This window comes from Pedobacter sp. 10L46_2, from assembly GCF_056395165.1.
This window is the reverse complement of record NZ_JBFTIZ010000091.1, coordinates 1-19,985: the sequence shown is the minus strand read 5'-3', so window position 1 is coordinate 19,985 and position 19,985 is coordinate 1. Positions and strand designations below refer to the sequence as shown.

General features: G+C 36.7%; 17 protein-coding genes. 12 read left to right on the top strand and 5 right to left on the bottom strand.

Annotated features, from left to right (window positions below; all coding sequences use genetic code 11):
- Positions 1-30: 30 nt before the first annotated feature.
- The 5 genes from AC1DDX_RS12110 to AC1DDX_RS12090 all read left to right on the top strand — a co-directional run bounded on the left by AC1DDX_RS12110 (position 31) and on the right by AC1DDX_RS12090 (position 7,005).
- Positions 31-3,207 carry an efflux RND transporter permease subunit gene (locus AC1DDX_RS12110; protein ID WP_172659303.1) on the top strand — a complete coding sequence of 1,059 codons (3,177 nt, stop codon included), beginning with the start codon at positions 31-33 and terminating at the stop codon, positions 3,205-3,207.
- A gap of 10 nt (positions 3,208-3,217) precedes the next feature.
- Positions 3,218-4,618 carry an efflux transporter outer membrane subunit gene (locus AC1DDX_RS12105; protein ID WP_172659302.1) on the top strand — a complete coding sequence of 467 codons (1,401 nt, stop codon included), beginning with the start codon at positions 3,218-3,220 and terminating at the stop codon, positions 4,616-4,618.
- An 86-nt stretch (positions 4,619-4,704) separates the two neighbouring features.
- The gene (locus AC1DDX_RS12100) at positions 4,705-5,382 is read left to right on the top strand and encodes a response regulator transcription factor (protein WP_172659301.1); all 678 of its coding nucleotides are present in this window, start codon (positions 4,705-4,707) and stop codon (positions 5,380-5,382) included.
- A gap of 28 nt (positions 5,383-5,410) precedes the next feature.
- Complete coding sequence (locus AC1DDX_RS12095) at positions 5,411-6,724, top strand: sensor histidine kinase (RefSeq protein ID WP_172659300.1); 1,314 nt, start codon at positions 5,411-5,413, stop codon at positions 6,722-6,724.
- Between the two features lie 77 nt (positions 6,725-6,801).
- Complete coding sequence (locus AC1DDX_RS12090) at positions 6,802-7,005, top strand: hypothetical protein (RefSeq protein ID WP_172659299.1); 204 nt, start codon at positions 6,802-6,804, stop codon at positions 7,003-7,005.
- 62 nt (positions 7,006-7,067) lie between these two features.
- On the opposite strand, the gene AC1DDX_RS12085 is transcribed toward AC1DDX_RS12090, so the two are convergent.
- The 5 genes from AC1DDX_RS12085 to AC1DDX_RS12065 all read right to left on the bottom strand — a co-directional run bounded on the left by AC1DDX_RS12085 (position 7,068) and on the right by AC1DDX_RS12065 (position 10,178).
- Complete coding sequence (locus AC1DDX_RS12085) at positions 7,068-7,922, bottom strand: sigma-70 family RNA polymerase sigma factor (protein WP_172659298.1); 855 nt, start codon at positions 7,920-7,922, stop codon at positions 7,068-7,070.
- A 135-nt stretch (positions 7,923-8,057) separates the two neighbouring features.
- Complete coding sequence (locus AC1DDX_RS12080) at positions 8,058-8,405, bottom strand: aminotransferase class V-fold PLP-dependent enzyme (protein ID WP_337718269.1); 348 nt, start codon at positions 8,403-8,405, stop codon at positions 8,058-8,060.
- A complete protein-coding gene (locus AC1DDX_RS12075) occupies positions 8,371-8,604 on the bottom strand; it encodes a hypothetical protein (RefSeq protein WP_337718265.1) in 234 nt (77 codons plus the stop codon). Before AC1DDX_RS12075 ends, AC1DDX_RS12080 begins: the two co-directional genes overlap by 35 nt.
- Positions 8,585-8,935, bottom strand: a complete 351-nt coding sequence (locus tag AC1DDX_RS12070) for an aminotransferase class V-fold PLP-dependent enzyme (protein ID WP_317171633.1) — start codon at positions 8,933-8,935, stop codon at positions 8,585-8,587. The genes AC1DDX_RS12075 and AC1DDX_RS12070 overlap by 20 nt, the downstream gene beginning before the upstream one ends.
- Before the next feature lie 226 nt (positions 8,936-9,161).
- Positions 9,162-10,178: a LacI family DNA-binding transcriptional regulator gene (locus AC1DDX_RS12065; RefSeq protein WP_172659297.1), complete on the bottom strand. Its 1,017-nt coding sequence runs from the start codon at positions 10,176-10,178 to the stop codon at positions 9,162-9,164.
- A gap of 287 nt (positions 10,179-10,465) precedes the next feature.
- Here AC1DDX_RS12065 and AC1DDX_RS12060 point away from each other — a divergent pair, with 287 nt between their 5' ends.
- The 7 genes from AC1DDX_RS12060 to AC1DDX_RS12030 all read left to right on the top strand — a co-directional run bounded on the left by AC1DDX_RS12060 (position 10,466) and on the right by AC1DDX_RS12030 (position 19,826).
- Positions 10,466-12,883: a TonB-dependent receptor gene (locus tag AC1DDX_RS12060; protein WP_172659296.1), complete on the top strand. Its 2,418-nt coding sequence runs from the start codon at positions 10,466-10,468 to the stop codon at positions 12,881-12,883.
- Complete coding sequence (locus AC1DDX_RS12055; protein WP_288883759.1) at positions 12,883-14,043, top strand: PepSY-associated TM helix domain-containing protein; 1,161 nt, start codon at positions 12,883-12,885, stop codon at positions 14,041-14,043. Before AC1DDX_RS12060 ends, AC1DDX_RS12055 begins: the two co-directional genes overlap by 1 nt.
- Before the next feature lie 136 nt (positions 14,044-14,179).
- On the top strand, positions 14,180-15,154 hold the full coding sequence (locus AC1DDX_RS12050) for a GlxA family transcriptional regulator (RefSeq protein ID WP_172659294.1): 975 nt from the start codon (positions 14,180-14,182) through the stop codon (positions 15,152-15,154).
- Between the two features lie 173 nt (positions 15,155-15,327).
- Entirely contained in the window at positions 15,328-17,262 is a 1,935-nt protein-coding gene (gene rpsA / locus AC1DDX_RS12045) for a 30S ribosomal protein S1 (RefSeq protein ID WP_477622087.1), read from the top strand.
- 113 nt (positions 17,263-17,375) lie between these two features.
- Positions 17,376-18,986 (top strand): beta-N-acetylhexosaminidase, encoded by a 1,611-nt coding sequence (locus AC1DDX_RS12040; RefSeq protein WP_337718263.1) that lies wholly within the window; start codon positions 17,376-17,378, stop codon positions 18,984-18,986.
- Positions 18,987-19,073: 87 nt separating this feature from the next.
- Positions 19,074-19,514, top strand: coding sequence for a hypothetical protein (locus tag AC1DDX_RS12035; protein ID WP_477622086.1), 441 nt, complete (start codon positions 19,074-19,076; stop codon positions 19,512-19,514).
- Positions 19,515-19,826, top strand: coding sequence for a hypothetical protein (locus AC1DDX_RS12030; RefSeq protein WP_477622085.1), 312 nt, complete (start codon positions 19,515-19,517; stop codon positions 19,824-19,826).
- The last annotated feature ends 159 nt before the right edge of the window (positions 19,827-19,985 follow it).

Below are 19,985 nucleotides of genomic sequence, written 5' to 3'. Positions count from 1 at the left end.
ATCCGGCAATAACCGGTTGAAATAGAATATATGTTTAAGAAATTTATAGAGAGACCTGTTTTATCAACAGTTATATCCATTATAATTGTAATATTGGGGGTATTAGGTTTAATTACTTTACCTGTATCTCAATATCCAGAAATTGCCCCACCAACAGTTCAGGTATCTGCATCCTATCAGGGTGCGAATGCTGATGTTGTGATGAACAGTGTTGTTGTTCCGCTTGAGGAACAGATTAACGGTGTTGAGGATATGACCTATATGACCTCAACAGCCAGTAATGATGGTACAGCAACAATTACAGTAAACTTTAAACTGGGTACAAATCCGGATCTGGCAGCTGTAAATGTTCAGAACCGTGTATCAAGAGCTACCAGTTTATTACCTGCTGAGGTTACACGTTCAGGCGTAATAACTGCAAAAAAACAAGCAAGTAACGTTTTGATTTTCGGTATTTATAGTGATAATCCATCCTATGACCAGACATTTCTTCAAAACTACGCCAACATTAACTTAATACCCCAAATTAAGCGTATCAATGGTGTTGGTGATGCGAATGCTTTTGGTTTAATGGATTATACCATGCGAATCTGGCTTAAGCCAGAAGTTATGGCAACCTATGGCTTAGTGCCGAATGATATTAATGTAGTGCTTGCTGAACAAAATGTTGAAGCAGCACCGGGCCAATTTGGAGAACAAGGCAATCAGGCATTTCAATATACATTAAAATATTCAGGGCGCTTAAAAAGTGAGAGCGAGTTTAGTAATATCATTATCAGGACTGCGGCAAATGGACAAGTATTACGTCTTAAGGATATTGCAAGAATTGAATTAGGAGCTCAAAGTTATGCCAGTTCAGTAAGGTTTGATGGGAAGCCTGCACTTGGTATTGCTATAAACCAAACCGCAGGATCGAATGCAAAAGATGTTATTGAAGGTGCAATAAAGGTTTTGGACGATGCATCGGTTAACTTTCCAAAAGGCGTTCATTATGCACCACTTGTAAATGTTAATGATTTTCTAGATGCATCAATTGAAAAAGTAATACATACACTTGTTGAAGCATTTATACTCGTGTTTTTAGTTGTTTTTATTTTTCTTCAGGATTTCCGATCGACTCTAATTCCCGCAATTAGTGTTCCGGTGGCTATTATTGGTACATTCTTTTTCTTAAATCTTTTTGGCTTTACAATAAATCTATTAACACTCTTTGCTCTGGTTCTTGCCATTGGTATTGTTGTGGATGATGCCATTGTAGTAGTTGAAGCGGTCCATGCTAAACTCGATCATGGTTATAAATCGGCCAAAAAGGCTACTATTGATGCCATGGAGGATATCACGGGAGCAATCATATCCATCACATTGGTTATGGCTGCTGTTTTTATTCCGGTAAGTTTTATCCAGGGGTCTTCGGGGGTATTCTACAAACAATTTGGTTTAACCCTTGCCATTGCAATTATATTATCAGCAATTAATGCATTAACATTGAGCCCTGCTTTGTGTGCGCTGTTTTTAAAACCGCACGAAGAAGATCATGAGAAGAAGAAAAGTTTCCTTCAAAAATTCTATGTAGGTTTTAATACATCATTCGACATGATGACTAACAGATACAAAAGATCTGTTAAATTTCTTGCCAGAAGGAAATGGATTGCTGGTTTAGGCATCGCTATATTCACAGTAGTTTTAATTTGGACAATGAACACTACCCCTAAAGGATTTGTTCCGAATGAGGATTTAGGTACCATTATGTCTGATATTTCATTACCAGCTTCTACTTCACAGGAACGCACAAACGAGGTTATTGCACAAATTGACAGTATAGTTCACGCAGTTCCAGAGGTTAAAAACTCCATTAGAGTAGTGGGTAGAAGTATGATTAGTGGATCCGGAAGTTCTTATGGCATGGTAATTTCAAGACTTAAACCCTGGAATGAAAGAACTCGTGACGTAAAGCAGATTATTGGTGAATTATTTGCTAAAACAGCAAGTATCAAAGGCGCAAAAATCATTTTCTTTGCACCGCCAACAATTCAAGGTTTTGGTACCAGTGGAGGTTTTGAGTTTCAGTTACAAGATAAAACTGGTGGTGATATTAATAAGTTCAATACCATAGGAAACGATTTCCTTGCTGCCCTTAGCAAACGACCTGAAATTCAATATGCATCTACTTCCTTTAACCCTAATTTCCCTCAATATCAAATTGATGTTAATGTAGCCACGGTAAAACAGGCTGGACTAACTGTTACCGATGTTTTAAGTGTTCTACAGGGATACTATGGTGGTGTTTATGCATCCAACTTCAACAAATACGGAAAACAATACCGTGTTATGTTCCAGGCTGATGCGCAATACAGGGCAAATCAGGCTAGCTTAAATAACATATATGTAAGAAATGCAAGCGGCAAAATGGCACCCGTTAGTGAATTCATAACCTTAACTAAGGTTTATGGTCCTCAGGCAATTTCCCGCTTTAACTTATTTACATCTATTGCTGTAACCGGAAACCCAAACAATGGATATAGTTCTGGTGATGCATTAAAAGCCGTACAAGAAGAAGCGGCAATACACCTACCGGTGGGTTATGGCTACGAATTTTCAGGATTATCTCGTGAAGAGATGTCAAGTGGTAGTCAAACCATTTTTATATTCCTTCTATGTGTTGTGTTCGTTTACTTTTTACTTTGTGCGCAATACGAGAGTTACATCCTACCTCTTGCTGTTCTAATTTCGCTTCCTATAGGTTTAGCTGGTGTATTTATCTTTGATAAGATTTTCGGAATCGATAATAACATTTACACGCAAATCACCTTGATCATGCTTGTGGGCCTCTTGGCTAAAAATGCAATTTTGATTGTCGAATTTGCTGTAGACAGAAGAAGAAAAGGCATGAGCATAGTAAATTCGGCTATTAATGGTGCAACTGCACGTTTACGTCCTATTTTAATGACATCATTTGCCTTTATTCTTGGGCTATTACCTTTAATGCTTTCAACAGGAGTTGGAGCTGCAGGTAATAAATCTATTGGTACCGGTGCCGTTGGAGGAATGCTTATAGGGACAATATTTGGAATATTTGTTATTCCTGCACTATTTATCATTTTTCAAACCTTGCAAGAAAAAGTAAGTAACAAATCTCCTTTTGAAGAGGGTATTGTTAAAGAACAAGCGGAAATTGAATTCCCGGCAGTAGATACCCGTGAACATTAAATTTAATCACATGAACTTTAGATATAAATCTTATATAATCATCGGTTTTGCCACACTCTGTTTAACCGCCTGTGTAACTAAAAAATACGAACGCCCGGCCGTAAACAGCAATGATCTATACCGCGACAAAACCGGAACCGATACTGCGACCATTGCCAATTTGCCCTGGAAAACTTTATTCGCTGATGGCACTTTACAAACTTTAATTCAACAGGGATTAAATGAAAACCTTGATTTAAAGCAGGCTGTTGAACGTATTAAAATTGCTGAAGCTACATTAAGACAAAGTAAAGCTGCTTTTTTACCGAGTCTAAGTGGCGATTTATCTGTTACCGATGCTAAACAATCCAGAGCGGCATTAAACTTCCCTCCAGGAATAAATATCAATACAGAAACGCAAACCTATAAAGCACAATTGAGTACAAGCTGGGAAGCTGATATCTGGGGTAAACTGAGTAGTGCTAAAAGATCAGCATATGCTTCTTTACTCCAAACAGATGCGGCAAAAAGGGCAGTGCAAACACAGCTAATTGCTAATATTGCAAACACTTATTACAACTTACTTGCACTGGATAAACAATTAGCTATTACAGAGCAAACTGTAAAAATTAGAGAAACTGATGTAGAAACTATGAAATCTTTAAAAGAAGGTGCAATAGTTAATGGAGCAGCAGTTGTACAAAGTGAAGCAAATTTATATGCGGCGCAGGTTACCATTCCAGATCTTAAAAAGAGTATCAAAGAGACAGAAAATGCACTTAGCATACTTTTAGGAAAAGGACCTGGAACTATTGACCGTACTACTTTAGATGAGCAACAGCCATATAATGCTTTGGAGACAGGTGTATCTTCACAGTTATTACAAAATAGACCAGATGTCCAGGCGGCTGAATTTGCTTTTAGAGCAGCATTTGAAAATACGAATACAGCAAAAACATACTTCTACCCTGCTTTAACATTAACTGCTAATGGTGGATTATCAAGCCTTGACCTGAAAAATTTCTTTGACCAGTCTATATTTTATAACCTAATTGGGGGCATTACACAACCTATCTTCAATAAAGGACAAAATAAAGCAAGATTGAAAACTGCTCAGGCACAGCAACAGCAAGCATTTTATGGCTTTCAACAAACGCTTTTAACTAGCGGACAGGAGGTTTCAAATGCGTTATTTGCTTACCAAACGGCATCTGAAAAAGAAACAACCAGGGCAAAGCAAATTGCATCTCTTACCAAAGCTGTAGATTACACAAAAGAGTTGCTTCGTTATAGCTCGGCAACCAACTACACAGACGTTTTAACCTCTGAGCAGAGCTTGTTAGCTGCGCAATTGAATGGTATAAATGATCGTCTTCAGAAACTTCAATCAATTGTTAATTTATACAGAGCCCTTGGAGGCGGTTGGAAATAGAAATCTAATTGATTAATATTACAGAAACCTTCATGAGTTTATTATTTTAGAATAATAAACTCATGAAGGTTTTTAGCATATTAGAAATGAAAATACTTATTGTTGAAGATGAAAAAACATTAGCACTGGAAATGGCCGAATTCCTTGGCAAAGAAGGATACACCATTGAACATGCCTGGAAAAAGTCATCAGCTGAAGAAAAGATCTTTGTAAATTCTTACGACTTCATTTTACTTGACCTGGGGTTGCCAGGTGGCGATGGCTTCGAGTTGCTACATCAGTTAAAACAAATCGGTGGTCGTGATGATGCCGTGATTATACTTACCGCACGTGGCGATGTTGATGATCGGATTAAGGGCTTAGAGGCTGGAGCCGATGACTATCTGGCAAAACCTTTCTCTTTAACAGAACTATTGGCTAGAATGCATGCCATTATAAGGCGTAAGCACAAACTCGAAATGAATGAGATAAATGTTCACAAATTTACCCTGGACATTAAAAACCATGAAGTTTGTTTTAATGGAGAAAAGGTTAATTTGACAAATAAGGAATTTGAAATTTTCAATTACCTGGTGTTAAATAAAAACAGAGTAATTTCAAGAGTAAATCTTACAGAACATGTTTGGGGTGATATTCTGGAAATTAATTCAGATTCAAACTTTGTTGATGTACATGTTAAAAATCTACGTAAAAAACTATCGGCTCATTCATCCATTAACTGGTTTGAAACAGTTAGAAGTATCGGATACAGAATCAACTTCTAATGCGTAATTTCATATAGTTAATCCAATTATGAAACTACAATTTAAGCTTGCCTTATATAACACGCTAACCAAGATCGCTATTATTACCTTTCTGGGGATATTAATACTGGTATCTATTAATCATATCTCGGTAAAACACCTTCAGCAGCGTTTGATTCAGAAGAAAGCTAAATTTGTATCAAACCTCTCAACTGGAGAGATCAATGACTTACTCACACAACAAAAAACCTTTACCGATTACAACCTACTTAAGGAAGAATACATCATTCTAAAAGAAATTAAACAAGACAACAAACCCCTTAAAAATCACTTTAGCCAAGAAATACGCAGTATAGAAGATAGTGAAGAGGAGTATCAGATCCTTACTACAGACCTGGTTTTTGAAGGGACAAGATATGAACTCGAATTGGGCGAGACCATGGCAACGGTATACCAATTAGAACATACCATTTCAGTTTTTACATTTTTTATACTTCTTGCTGCAGTTATCTTAACATTAATAACTGACCTGGCTTTCACCCAATTTTTACTAGCTCCTTTTTATCGGATTATAGATCAGAAGCTAAACCGGGTAAATGACCCAATCAACTTCAATTATGAACCAATAAAAACCACAACAGAAGATTTCAAAATACTAGATAATAGTATCAGCATATTAATGAATAAAATTGCAACCTTATTTTTAACAGAAAAGGAATTTATTGCCAATGTTTCTCATGAATTACTTACGCCGATTTCAGTTTTAAATACCCGACTAGAAAATTTACTGAACGATGAAAAGCTATCTCCAGAGGGTGAAAACAAATTATTTGCCTGCCTTAAAACCCTAAGTCGTCTGAAATCAATTATAAACAGCTTGTTGTTAATTTCTAAAGTTGAAAACAATCAGTTTAACAAGCCGGATCTTATTTCTATAAGAGATACAGTAGCCGAAGTATATGAGGAATTAGAACATAGGCTTTTGATGATGAGTTTAACACTAAACATCAATCTTCCTGAAGATTATACTTTTACCGGAAATCGTTCACTGCTCCACACTTTAATAAGTAATTTGGTTAGCAATGCCATTAAATACAATGTTCCATCGGGTGTGATAAACATATATGGCAATAAAGAAAGTGATGGTTTCCATCTTTACATTGCCGACACTGGTCAGGGAATGAACCTTGATGAAGTGAAAGATGCCTTTGTTCGTTTCGAAAAATTCGAATCAAAAAAGGAGGACAGCTATGGTCTGGGTCTGGCTATTGCAAAAAGTATAGCGGCATTTCATCAGATTATAATAGATATCAAATCTGAAAAAGATAAAGGCACTACGGTCGAACTTATCTTCCATTTTTAGCCTTTATCTATCTTCATTAAATCTTCATGTTTGCTTTGCAACTTTGATCTAACAATTAACACAAAATAATTTTAGATATGAAAAGAACAATCTTAGCGTTAGCATTAGTTGCAACAACTTTTGGCGCATTTGCACAAACTCCTGCTGCTCAAAAACCAGCTACTCAAACAACTGCTGCTGCTCAAAAACCTGTAGCCCACAAAACTAAATCACATAAAAAAGCCGCTGTTAAAAAAACCTCTACAGCTGTTGCCCCAAAAGCAGCTGAAAATAAAAAATAAGGCAATTAATTAGGTTCAATAGTTTTGTCTAGCCGTCTGTTTATTAACAGGCGGTTTTTTATTTAAAAGCGATAAGAAGGGTTGTTTCTTAAATAAATACGTATAAACATTAAAACTTCATCTTTTAGCTGTCGGACCCTCTCTTTACAACGGTTTAAAAAAATTGATATGTCTTCAAGAGTATGAACAGTTTGGCCTATTCCAAAAAACATTTTTAGTATCATGTGTTGTCTGGAAGGTAATATCTTAAGTAATCGCTCTATATCATATTGAAAAGATTCGTGGATCAGCGAGGCATCTGTAGCGGGTGAATTCTCATCTGCAATAGTATCCATTAAAGTATAACCTGTTTCATCATTTATTACCATATCAAGAGAATGGGTCTTTTGTGAATCCAATATACAATCCGTTATTTTGTCTTCAGAAATACCAAGTTCTTCACTAAGCTCCTCATAAGTAGGCAACCTTTCATTTTTTTGCTCAAAGTAATTATTTGCATTATTAATCTTCAGTAAGTTTAAAATTTTGTTACCAGGCAACCTTACTATACGATTACTTTCTTGTAAATATGTCCAGATACTCTGACGAATCCACCAAACGGCATAAGAAATGAGCCTAAATCCACGGGTCTCATCAAATTTCTCTGTAGCATATATAAGTCCAATATTGCCGGCACTAATCAAATCGACCAAAGGAAGCCCTTTGCCCTGAAAGGCTTTTGCAATAGAAACCACAAAACGGAGATTGGCCTCGACCACCTTATCCCTTGCTCCTGGCACATTTTCTCTCACTTTTTTTATAAGACTTACCTCTTCATCTGGAGTTAATAAGGGGATTTTGTTTATCTCATTTAAGTACCATGATAATTCTCTAGAATCCCTGTTTAAGATTGATTGAGTGATCTTTAATCTTCTCATACTGCATTTATATTTGTTTAAGTTTAAAATTTCTAAATAGATCTTTGTTTGTAAAATCGTTCATACAATGCACCAAAACTTCAACACCCGAAATATCCATCGCATTGTAAAGAGATTCCAACTACTCCCCTGCTTTCAGCAAAATTCAGTTTCCCGTTCCCTGTTGTACATTTTGAACGTTATGTTCATTCTTGATCTGTCAGCCTTGTCTGCCAATCCATAAAAACAATTGCTACGGTCAATTGCATCATAAAGCAGATTTGCTTTTGCTATATTCTTTTGTTCTGCTTGTTTAACACCTCCCATTTCCTTTAACCAGCGTAAATTCAGCATTGCCACATAAATAGAAAATACAGGAGGCGTATTAAACATGGAATTATGACTATCATATATGCGATAATCTGACATGGAAGGAATTAGGTTTTGAATTGCTTGTAGCAAAGCTTTTTTAACAATTACCAATGTTAAACCAGCCGGTCCCATGTTGGGCGCCTGCATAGATCAAGTCAAAATCTGCTACATTAATTTCTCTGCTGAAAATATCGGAAGACATATCACATACCATTGGTACCTCCGTTTCAGGGAAAGCAAAAATCTCGGTGCCTTCTATTGAATTATTTGATGTACAATAGAAATACGCTGAGCCAGCAGGAATATGGTAATCATAAGGTATATAAGTCATAGTCACTACCTTTTGAGCTTGCTGCTATATGAACAGGCCCGAACAAACTGGCCTCCTTAATGGCTTTTAGAGAAAAGTATCCTGTGTCTAGATAAACAGCCCTTTTGTGAGGTTGCATCAGGCACATGGGTACCATAGAAAACTGTGTGCTTGCACCACCTTGTAAAAACAGAACACTATAGTCATCAGGCACTTCTAAAAGCTCCCTTACAAGACTTTGGCATTCATTTATTACATTTTCAAATTCTGATGAGCGGTGAGAAATCTCAAGGATACTTAACCCTGTTCTATTATAATTTTTAACAGCACCCGAAGCACTATTTAAAACAATATCCGGAAGAATACATGGGCCTGCTCCAAAATTATATTTTTTATTAGCCTTTGCGGTTTAGGTTGATACCCGCAAAAGTCGGAAGGATCTTTTTAAAAAATAAAGCCCATAAAGTTCAGTAAACTATCCTGTATCGGAAAGATTTACCAAATCTTATTTAGTTCCAAAATCATTCTAATAAATTTAACCAAATATAATTTTTGGATAAACGCTGAAGCTATTGTTATTATTTGACTGTAGTTGAGTCCCTGATGTTTAAGACTGTAGGTAATATTACCTCATAAGATTCATGATCTCCTTTTTGATTATCCAGTCTATTCAATAATATTTTCATGATATTTTCGGCGATTTTTTCAAGTGGCTGGGCTACTGCTGTAATTGGAGGAGCAGAGAATTCAAGTAGTTCAAAATCGTCAAAAGAAAGCAAAGCTATATCTTTAGGAATTTTTAAACCCAATTTCTGTATTGCTCTTAGGCTTGCCATAGTGATATAATTAGTAGCACATATAACTGCATCTAACTTTTTTTCTTCTTTCAAATAATCAGCGACCTCTTGAATTAATTCATTCGAAGGCGCATAAGTAAGTTTTTTAACATATGAGTTTAGCCCTTCTGCTTTAACCGCATCTTCATAACCACTCAAACGATCGAGCATCTGTTGCTCAATTGTATCAATAGTAATAAATCCAATGTTCTTATACCCTCCATCTTTTAGGTGTTTAACAGCGCTACATGTGCCTTGATGATTATTAATAATTACATAATCAGTTTTTATATCAGGGAAATACCTGTCAAACAAAACAACTGGTTTCCTACTCTTCGTCAGCAACTTTACTTCATCTTCCAAACCATGAGGAAGAGCTATGATATAGCCATCAACATGTCGGTCCTGAAAAATCTGTAGCAATTCCTGTGCTTTCGTTTTATTATTTTTTGTGCTGCTATAAATTATTTTATAGCCCTTTTGTGAAGCCTTTTCATCTATAAGTCGTGCAATACTGGAAAAAAAAGGCTCTGAAATATCATCAACCAAAAACCCGATAATATTGGTTTTTCCAGTACGAAAACTTTTTGCCAAAGCATCTGGCTTATAACCCAGCTCTTCAACGAGTTCTAAAACCTTCTTAGTCAATGGTTCACTAATTCTTTTTTCTTTAGCTTTACCATTTACTACAAAAGAAACCGTACTGATTGAGATACCCAATAATTTGGCGATATCCTTAATTGAAACTTTTTTTTCCATTAATTTAATTCCCGATTAATATTGCAATATAGTAAATCAGGAATTATTTCCTATTCTTCCATCTAACTAGCTTGCAGTATAGGTTCTTTAACCCCTTCGGGATTATCAAAGGTAGGCTCCTTCCAAAACATTTCATTTTTTCTCCTAAACCAACGTTTTAAAGATATTTTTTAAAACCACAAAACCAATCAGATTAGATTAATTCTAAATAAATTTTGATTATAAAATATTAGACACTTACTTTGCAGCAAATTAGAATTAATCCAAATAAGCAAACAAAAGAATAAATGAATAATTTTAGAGTATTTAATGTACTTATAACGCTGTTGTTTCTCTCAGTTAATGCTATGGCCCAACAAACCGGCAGCATTACCGGAAAGATCACCACATCAGATGGGCACAATGCTGCATTTGTATCTGTTAAGTTAATTGGGACACCGTTTGGGGCAACTACGAATGAAAAGGGTGATTATGAAATCAACAAAGTGAATCCTGGAAGATATACCATAAGAGTTTCAGCGGTTGGTTTAAGTCCTCAAGAAAAAACCGCAGACGTTACAGAATCAACAAGTACTAAAGTTGATTTTGTATTGAGAGAAGACCTTAGCACACTGGAAGAGGTAAACATATCTACAAATGCCAAAAGATACAAAGTAGATCAACCCTCATCATCTTTAAGATTAAACCAACCATTGTTAGAAATACCGCAAAACATTCAGATTGTTAGCTCATTAGCCCTGGCTGATCAGCAAGTAATTAGCATGAGTGATGGAGTACTCAGGAACGTCAGTGGAGCTGCAAGGCTAGAGCATTGGGGCGACATGTATACCAATATCACAATGCGTGGTTCACAAATTCAAGCGATGCGAAATGGATTTAACTTTGTTGCATCATACTGGGGACCGCTTACAGAGGATATGAGTATGGTAGATCATATTGAATTCGTGAAAGGACCAGCAGGTTTTATGATAGGTAATGGAGATCCAAGTGGAATGTATAACGTTGTTACCAAAAAACCAACGGGCAACAACCGTGGAGAAGTTTCTTTTACCGCAGGCAGCTTTGACCTATATAGAACCAGTATAGATTTTGACAGGAAATTAACCGATGATGGAAAGTTGTTGTTCCGATTGAATGCCGCGGCTCAAACAAAGGACTCATTCAGACCGTTTGAGAAAAATGACCGCTACACCTTTGCGCCTTCATTAAGCTACCAGTTATCCAATAAAACTAAATTAACTGCAGAATATGCATGGCAAAATGCAAAAATGACGGAAGTAGGTTCGTTTTACATCTTCTCTCCTGAAGGTTACGCCACCCTGCCCCGTGATTTTACACTTACCCAACCGGGAGTGCCTCCAACCAGAATTAACGATCATAGTGCTTTTATTAATTTACAACACAACTTTAGTAACAACTGGAAAGCAACGGCACAGGTAGCCTATTCCAAATACCTGCAAAATGGATATAGTTCATGGCCATCTGCAGTATACGCCAACAGCACCCTAATTAGAAATGTTGGTATTTGGGATGCTGAAAGCACCATGAAATTAGCCCAATTCTTTATCAACGGAAAGGTAAAAACAGGTGGTATTAATCATAATATTTTAGCCGGCTTTGATGGAGGAAAAAAAAGCTATATGGCAGATTGGGGTCAATCCCATGATTTGGATCTCCCATCTTCACCTTTTGATTTAAAAAATCCTAACTATGGTTTTCCATCTAATGGCTATCCTGAATTTGACAGAGTAACTAGTTTGAAAGACCGGGCAATTGCCGCAGGTGGGTTAATGGACCAAAAATACCTAAGCGGTTATCTACAAGACGAACTTGGTTTTCTGGATAACAGAATTCGTTTAACACTTGCCGGAAGGTATACCTATGTAAGCCAGTCGGCATGGGGAGGAAGTCCCGACAAAGCAAAACATTTCACACCGCGTGTGGGATTAAGCGTCTCGGTAGACAAAAATACTTCTATATATGCYGTATACGATGAAGCATTTATACCCCAAACTGGATTTTTACGTAATGGGGGAAGTATTGATCCAATTACCGGAACCAATTACGAAGTTGGTATTAAAAAGGATTGGTTTGATGAAAAATGGAATACTACTTTATCTGTATACCGAATTCTTAAACAGAACGAACTTGCTTCAGACCCCTCCAATGGAGCTGGCGATAACTTTAGCATAGTTGTTGGCGAAAAAAGAGCACAGGGTATAGAATTCGACTTAAAAGGCGAGATCTTTACTGGCTTGAAATTGATAGCCAATTATGCATATACAGATGGCAAGGTAACCAAAGTAGCAGATGGTGTAACTGATATGGCTGTTGGCGATGTAGTTCCCGGCTTTTCAAAACATACCTCTAATGCCTGGTTAAGTTATACTTTACAAAGGGGAGCTCTTAAAGGCACAGGTATTTCATCAGGCTTTACCTATCTGGCAGGCAGAGCTATGGGTACGTATAGCGGAGATAATTCAGAACAGAATCTACCTGATTATTTTAAGCTGGACGCCGGACTTTTCTGGGAAAACAAAAATCTAAGAATCACTGGAAACGTATTTAATATCCTGGATAAATATTTATATTCAGGAGCATATTACACCAATTATTGGAACGCACCAACTTATGAACAAGCAGTTTATTCATGGCAGGCAGAATCTCCAAGAAATTATAGATTAAGTATAGCCTATAAATTTTAATGATTAATAACAAAAAATACCGGTTTAAATACTGGATTGGACGAATACACTTATGGCTCGGATTAACATCCGGGCTATTTGTATGTTTTCTAGGTATCACAGGCTGTATACTGGCATTTCAGCGGGAAATAGAGGATACAGTACAATCTTACAGATATGCCGAGATAAGAAATGAGCCTCTGCTACCTCCTTCCAAAATAAAGAAAATTGCAGACCGTGCACTGCCTGGTAAAGAAGCCCATAGTATAGGATATCAAAACGGAAGAGCCTCAATAGTATCTTACTTTAAAGAAGGTGAAGATTATTACTGGACTGTATATGTAAACCCATATTCAGGTGAAGTTTTGAAAGTGAAAGATATGGCCTGGGACTTTTTCAGGATCATGATAATGGGCCACTATTATCTCTGGCTACCTCCAAATATCGGTCAGCCTATTCTCGCTACTGCCACCTTGTTATTTACTTTCTTATTATTTTCAGGATTGATACTTTGGTGGCCTAAAAATAAAGCTGCAAGCAAAAAACGCTTTACTGTAAAATGGAATGCAAAATGGCGAAGGGTAAACTATGACCTCCACAATGTATTTGGCTTTTACATGACATGGGTGCTGATTTTTATAGCATTTTCTGGGTTGGTAATGGGTTTTCAATGGTTTGCTAAATCTGTCTACTGGGTATCTTCAGCTGGTAAGAAGATGATTCCTTTTGAAGAAAGTATCTCAAAAAGCGCTCTTGATGCTAAATTAGTTGCGTCAGCTGTGGGTAAAGCACCCGCAGAGGATATTCTTTGGGCAAAGGCAAGAACCGAAAGACCCGGTTTTGAAGGCAGTATGGATGTGCATCCCCCTCATGCTAAAAACTCAGCAGTAGAAATATCGATTAATCCTGATCCCGACACTTATTGGAAGTCGGACTACCTGTTTTACGACCGTTACACACTGCAAGAAATAGAGGTAAACCATATGTATGGTAAACTTGAGAATGCGACAGCAGCTGATAAGATCGCCCGTATGAACTACGACATTCATGTAGGAGCAGTATTGGGGCTTCCGGGAAAAATAATGGCCTTCGCAGCCAGTTTGATTGCTGCCAGCCTACCCATCACCGGCTTCCTGATTTGGCGCGGACGGAAAAAGAAAAGCAAGCAATCTCTCACTTAATTCACACATTGTGCAAACTTCCTTCACAAAAAAGCACCTACTAGTGAGTTTGGTGTGAAGGAAGTCTGAGCATTGTGTGAAGAAATCATTGGCTTGAGCATTTTTTTCCTAATTTGCATTTCCAAATGCAAAACCTATGATACAAGTTGCACTATTATTAACTAAAAAATATCGTCTCCTTAGTATTGCTGCGATTTTAGACGTATTTGATACTGTAAACAGCTATTATAAATCGAATGGTAAGGATGCTATTTTTAATTTGAATCTATTTTACATTGGAGATTACACCAATGAGGTAGCCATCTTTGAAAAATATATTCCCAAGCTTTTAACTTCCTCTGATAGACAAGACATTGTGTTAATACCTGCATTTGACACCGGAGAAATAGGCTTATCATTAAATGAAAATGTTGAGTTTTTACCCTGGCTACAACAACAATATAAAAAAGGTGCAGAGATCGCCAGTTTCTGCACTGGAGCATTCTTACTAGCCGCAAGCGGTTTGCTTAATGGTAAACAAGCAACCACTCATATCAACGCCAGCTCAGCTTTTGCCTCTTACTTTCCAGATGTAACTTTTAAGCCTGATGCCGTAGTTACTCATGATACAAGAATATATACAAGTGGTGGCGCAACAAGTAGCTTTCATTTACTACTTAGGTTAATTCATAACTACTGCAATCGCGACGTAGCAGTACGTGTAGCCAAAATATTTTCAATTGATATGAACCGTGAGCAACAAAGTCATTTTGGATCCTTTACCCCTATTCGCGACCATGGAGATGAACTGGTGTCCAAAATCCAGCATTGCATGGAAAACACCTATAGTGAGCCTATAACAATTGATGATATATTAAAACAAATCCCATCTAGCCGGCGCAATATTATCAGACGGTTTAAACAGGCTACGGGGAATACACTAATTGAATATCTTCAAAAAACCAGGATAGAAGCCGCTAAAAAACTCCTCGAACAAACAAATCAAAGCATTTTGGAAGTTATGCTAAATTCAGGATATAATGATCTTAAAACCTTTAGGCAGCTGTTCAAAAAGAATTCCGGAATGCCGCCTAAAGATTATCGCGATAAATTTAAAGTGCGGGTTGCATAGCACAAATCCCCCAACCTTTTTAGAATAACTATTATATATATACTTATTTAAATGTTGTGGCAATCCCTACACAATCTGTTCTAAATCAACAACATTTATCAAAAAAGTCTTTTCTTTAAAAATATTAATTATTATCTTTGCCGTCCCTAACGGGAAAAGGAGATTTAATTTTAATGGCTAAAAAACAAGTAGCAGAAAAAGAACTAGAGGCTAAAACAGCTGAACTACAAGGCGCAGATGCTCGTCTTGCAGAAAAAGAAACCATTGAATCAGAAGCTGATTCAGTGTCGATCGAACAGATCAAATCATCGTTAGCAACACCTGATCAAGATTTTGACTGGGATGCTGATGATAAAGTTTTCGGAAAATACTCGGATGAAGACCGTAAAAAGTTTGAAGACATGTATACCGATACTTTCAATCAAATCACTCAAGGTGAAATCATTAGCGGTACTGTTGTTTCTATAAACAACAAAGACGTGGTATTGAACGTTGGATTTAAATCAGACGGTTTAGTATCTACTTCTGAATTCCGTGATACACCTGATTTGAAAGTTGGCGATAAAGTTGACGTTTTCGTGGAAGCTCCAGAAGATGCTAACGGCCAATTGATTTTATCTCGTAAAAGAGCTAAAACTCAGAGATCATGGGAAACTATCAATGAAGCCCTTGACAATGACAGAATCATCAACGGATTTGTTAAAAGCCGTACTAAAGGTGGTCTTATTGTTGACATTATGGGTGTTGAGGCTTTCTTACCAGGTTCTCAAATTGACATCAAACCTATCCGCGATTACGATGTATACGTGGGTAAAACAATGGAATTCAAAGTTGTTAAGATCAACCACGAGTTTAAAAACGTAGTTGTATCTCATAAAATCTTAATTGAAGACGACTTAGAAAGCCAAAAAGTTGAGATCGTATCTAAACTTGAAAAAGGTCAGGTACTTGAAGGAACTGTTAAAAACATCACTGACTTCGGTGTATTCATCGATTTAGGTGGCGTTGATGGTTTACTTCACATCACTGATATTTCTTGGGGCCGCATAGAGCATCCAAAAGAAGTATTGAGCTTAGACGAAAAAATCAACGTTGTAGTTCTTGACTTTGATGACGAGAAAAAACGTATCGCATTAGGATTAAAACAATTAACTCCTCACCCTTGGGAATCTTTAGATGCTAACTTAGCTGTTGGTTCTAAAGTTAAAGGTAAAATTGTTACTGTTGCTGATTACGRTGCTTTCCTTGAAATCATTCCTGGTGTTGAAGGTTTAATTCACGTATCAGAAATGTCTTGGTCTCAAAACTTACGTAGCCCTCAGGAATTCCTGAAAGTTAGCGACGAAATCGAAGCTGAAGTTTTAACTTTAGACAGAGACGAGCGTAAAATGAGTTTAGGCATTAAACAATTAACTCAAGATCCTTGGCAAAATGTTGCTGAAAGATATCCTATTGGAAGCAAACATACTGCTGTAGTCAAAAACATGACTAACTTCGGTGTATTTGTTGAAATCGAAGAAGGTATTGACGGTTTAATCCATATATCTGATCTTTCTTGGTCTAAAAAAGTTAACCACCCTAACGAATTCACTAAAGTTGGTGATACATTAGACGTAGTTGTTCTTGAATTAGACGTTGAAAGCCGTAAATTAAGCTTAGGTCACAAACAACTTGAAGAAAACCCTTGGGATACTTTCGAAACTATCTTTACTGTAGATTCAATCCACCAGGGAACTGTTGTTAAAGTAACTGATAAAGGTGCTGTTATTGCTTTACCTTATGGTGTTGAAGGTTTCGTACCTACTAAGCATATGGCTAAAGAAGATGGTACTACTATCAAAGCTGAAGAAACTAATGATTTCAAAATCATTGAGTTTAACAAAGATGCTAAACGTATCGTTGTTTCTCACGCCCGTATCTGGGAAGAGGCTAAAGCTGAAGCTGTTGCTGAAGAAAGAGCTACTAAGAAAAAAGAAGCTAAAGCATCTAGCAATGCAGTGAAAAAAGTTAAAGATTCAGTTGAAAAATCTACATTAGGTGATTTAGGCGTGCTTGCACAATTAAAACAACAAATGGAAGGTGAAGAGAATAAAGCTAAAAAAAGCTAGTTCCATTTAACTTTATATAATATAAAGGCCCTCAAAATTTGAGGGCCTTTTTTTTGCTCTAAAATTTGGACTCATATTATTACTTTTGAGCAACACACATGATACCTCCTACTATGAGAATAACACTTAGCTTATTTTTACTCATCATTCTTTCCTTTAAACTGAGTGCGCAAGATATAATACCTGCACCCGTTGAAATGAGGGCAGGATCCATACCCAACGAGAAATTTAGTATCGATAAAAACACTGTGATCTTTATTAATACTTCACAGGCGCAGTCTTCCGCTCAATTCTTATCAGATTATATCTCTAACCATTATAACTTACAACTGGAAATAATTACTGAGATTACAAAAATTGGCCCTCGGCGATCTATAAATTTAATTGTAGACAGCACATTATATCCCAATCCTGACAAGTACACACTCTCAGTGCTTCCAACCACAATAAATGTAGGGTCGCCATCTCCCCAAGGCATTTTCTATGCGATACAAAGTATTATACAGCTTTTACCATCGCAACCAGACAATCCGGAAAAACTGACTATTCCAACAGTGGAGATTATTGATTATCCCCGCTTTGCCTATAGGGGAATGCACCTTGATGTTAGTCGGCATTTTTTTGATGTTAATTTTATTAAGAAATACATTGATTATCTGGCACTGCACAAACTAAACTATTTCCATTGGCACCTGACTGATGACCATGGTTGGCGGATAGAGATTAAAAAACACCCCAAGCTTACGGAAATTAGTGCATGGCGTAATGGAACTATTATTGGCCTTTATCCTGGAACAGGAAACGACGGGATTAGATATGGAGGATACTATACACACGAGGAAGTTAAAGAGATAATAAAATATGCAGCAGAAAGGTACATCACCGTTATTCCTGAAATTGAAATGCCCGGACATAATATGGCAGTATTAGCCGCTTATCCGGAATTGGGAACCACTCCTTCCATACCAACTCAGGTGGCGCAAACATGGGGTATCTTCAACAAATTCAATAACGTGTTACAGCCAACTGAGAAAACATTTAGCTTTCTGGAAGATGTTCTGACAGAAGTAATGGAATTATTCCCTTCTCCGTACATTCATATTGGAGGTGATGAATGTTCAAAGATTTGGTGGAAACAATCTCCATTTGCCCAAAAGCTGATTAAAGAAAAAGGATTAAAAGATGAGAATGGTTTACAAAGCTATTTTATTCATAGAATGGAAAAATTTGTAAACAGTAAAGGAAAAACGATAATTGGATGGGATGAGATTCTGGATGGTGGCCTGGCGCCTAATGCTATTGTGATGAGCTGGCGTGGAGAGAAAGGTGGCATTGCAGCGGCAAAACAACACCATAAAGTAATCATGACTCCAGAAAATTCTATGTACTTTAATCACGGTCAGTTTATGAAAGATGACTCATTGACGGCGGCTAAATTTTTACCACTAAAAACTGTTTATGATTATGAGCCCGTTCCTGCTGAACTTACTGCCCAAGAAGCAGAATATATTTGGGGCGGACAGGGAAACCTTTGGTCGGAATATATTGCAAATCCAGCCAAAGCTGAATATATGCTTTTCCCCAGATTAGATGCACTTAGCGAAGTTTTATGGAGCCAAAAAAATAAACGCAATTATGTCGATTTTAAGAAAAGGCTAAAGAAGCAGTTTAAGCGTTACGATTTAATGCTTATAAATTACAGTAAAACATACACAAATAAGTAAAGGGAATTTTCAATTAATTTTGTGATTACTTATTACAGTTATATCTTTAAATAAATTAACGCCTTATATGGAATATCATACAAACTCATGTCCTTGTTGTCTCAACAAGAACAAGACTTTTTTTATTCTGAAAGAAATGCTAAAGAAATCGACCTTTCGGATTTAAATAATAATGTCGAATCTGCCCGAAAATCACTATACTGGATTGCAGGACTTAGCGTAATATCATTTTTTGTTGGATATTTTACAGCTAAAAATGAACAGGATAAATTCGCTATTCTATTTACCTCGGTGATACTTATAGGAGCTTTTTTAGCTTTTGGCGTATGGAGCAAAACCAAACCAACAGCAGCTATGATATCCGGATTGTCACTTTATGTGATTATCCATGTTATAAATGCCATTGTAGACCCCGTTACAATATTTTCAGGCATTATTTTAAAGGTGATTATTATTGTTTACCTTATAAAAGGAATTAGATCAGTTTTAGAAGTCGACAAACTAAAAAAAGAACTGAACATCAATTAATTGGAAACTCAGGAAATTCAGCAAATAGAATGCAGCCACTGTAATGGTTTAATATCTATCAACAATAAATATTGCAGCATTTGTGGTAAAGAACAGAAAAAAGACCAAACTCTTATAGACTCTAGAAAATGGCCCGGACTTAAACAGATCGGGCTATTTTTTGCTATAGAGCTTACTTGCTGTGTTGCAGCACTATCGATAGATAATTTCGACATATCTACAGCAATTATCTTTGATATAATAATGGCGGGAACAGCGGTGCTATTCTTCTCTTATAACTGGAGAAAAAGACCAAACTCTTATAGACTCTAGAAAATGGCCCGGACTTAAACAGATCGGGCTATTTTTTGCTATAGAGCTTACTTGCTGTGTTGCAGCACTATCGATAGATAATTTCGACATATCTACAGCAATTATCTTTGATATAATAATGGCGGGAACAGCGGTGCTATTCTTCTCTTATAACTGGAG

Coding starts and splice junctions, on each gene's coding strand:
- AC1DDX_RS12110 (WP_172659303.1), top strand. CDS start 31: ATGTTTAAGAAATTTATAGAGAGACCTGTTTTATCAACAGTTATATCC.
- AC1DDX_RS12105 (WP_172659302.1), top strand. CDS start 3,218: ATGAACTTTAGATATAAATCTTATATAATCATCGGTTTTGCCACACTC.
- AC1DDX_RS12100 (WP_172659301.1), top strand. CDS start 4,705: ATGAAAATACTTATTGTTGAAGATGAAAAAACATTAGCACTGGAAATG.
- AC1DDX_RS12095 (WP_172659300.1), top strand. CDS start 5,411: ATGAAACTACAATTTAAGCTTGCCTTATATAACACGCTAACCAAGATC.
- AC1DDX_RS12090 (WP_172659299.1), top strand. CDS start 6,802: ATGAAAAGAACAATCTTAGCGTTAGCATTAGTTGCAACAACTTTTGGC.
- AC1DDX_RS12085 (WP_172659298.1), bottom strand. CDS start 7,922: ATGAGAAGATTAAAGATCACTCAATCAATCTTAAACAGGGATTCTAGA.
- AC1DDX_RS12080 (WP_337718269.1), bottom strand. CDS start 8,405: ATGGGACCGGCTGGTTTAACATTGGTAATTGTTAAAAAAGCTTTGCTA.
- AC1DDX_RS12075 (WP_337718265.1), bottom strand. CDS start 8,604: ATGACTTATATACCTTATGATTACCATATTCCTGCTGGCTCAGCGTAT.
- AC1DDX_RS12065 (WP_172659297.1), bottom strand. CDS start 10,178: ATGGAAAAAAAAGTTTCAATTAAGGATATCGCCAAATTATTGGGTATC.
- AC1DDX_RS12055 (WP_288883759.1), top strand. CDS start 12,883: ATGATTAATAACAAAAAATACCGGTTTAAATACTGGATTGGACGAATA.
- AC1DDX_RS12050 (WP_172659294.1), top strand. CDS start 14,180: ATGATACAAGTTGCACTATTATTAACTAAAAAATATCGTCTCCTTAGT.
- AC1DDX_RS12040 (WP_337718263.1), top strand. CDS start 17,376: ATGAGAATAACACTTAGCTTATTTTTACTCATCATTCTTTCCTTTAAA.
- AC1DDX_RS12035 (WP_477622086.1), top strand. CDS start 19,074: ATGTCCTTGTTGTCTCAACAAGAACAAGACTTTTTTTATTCTGAAAGA.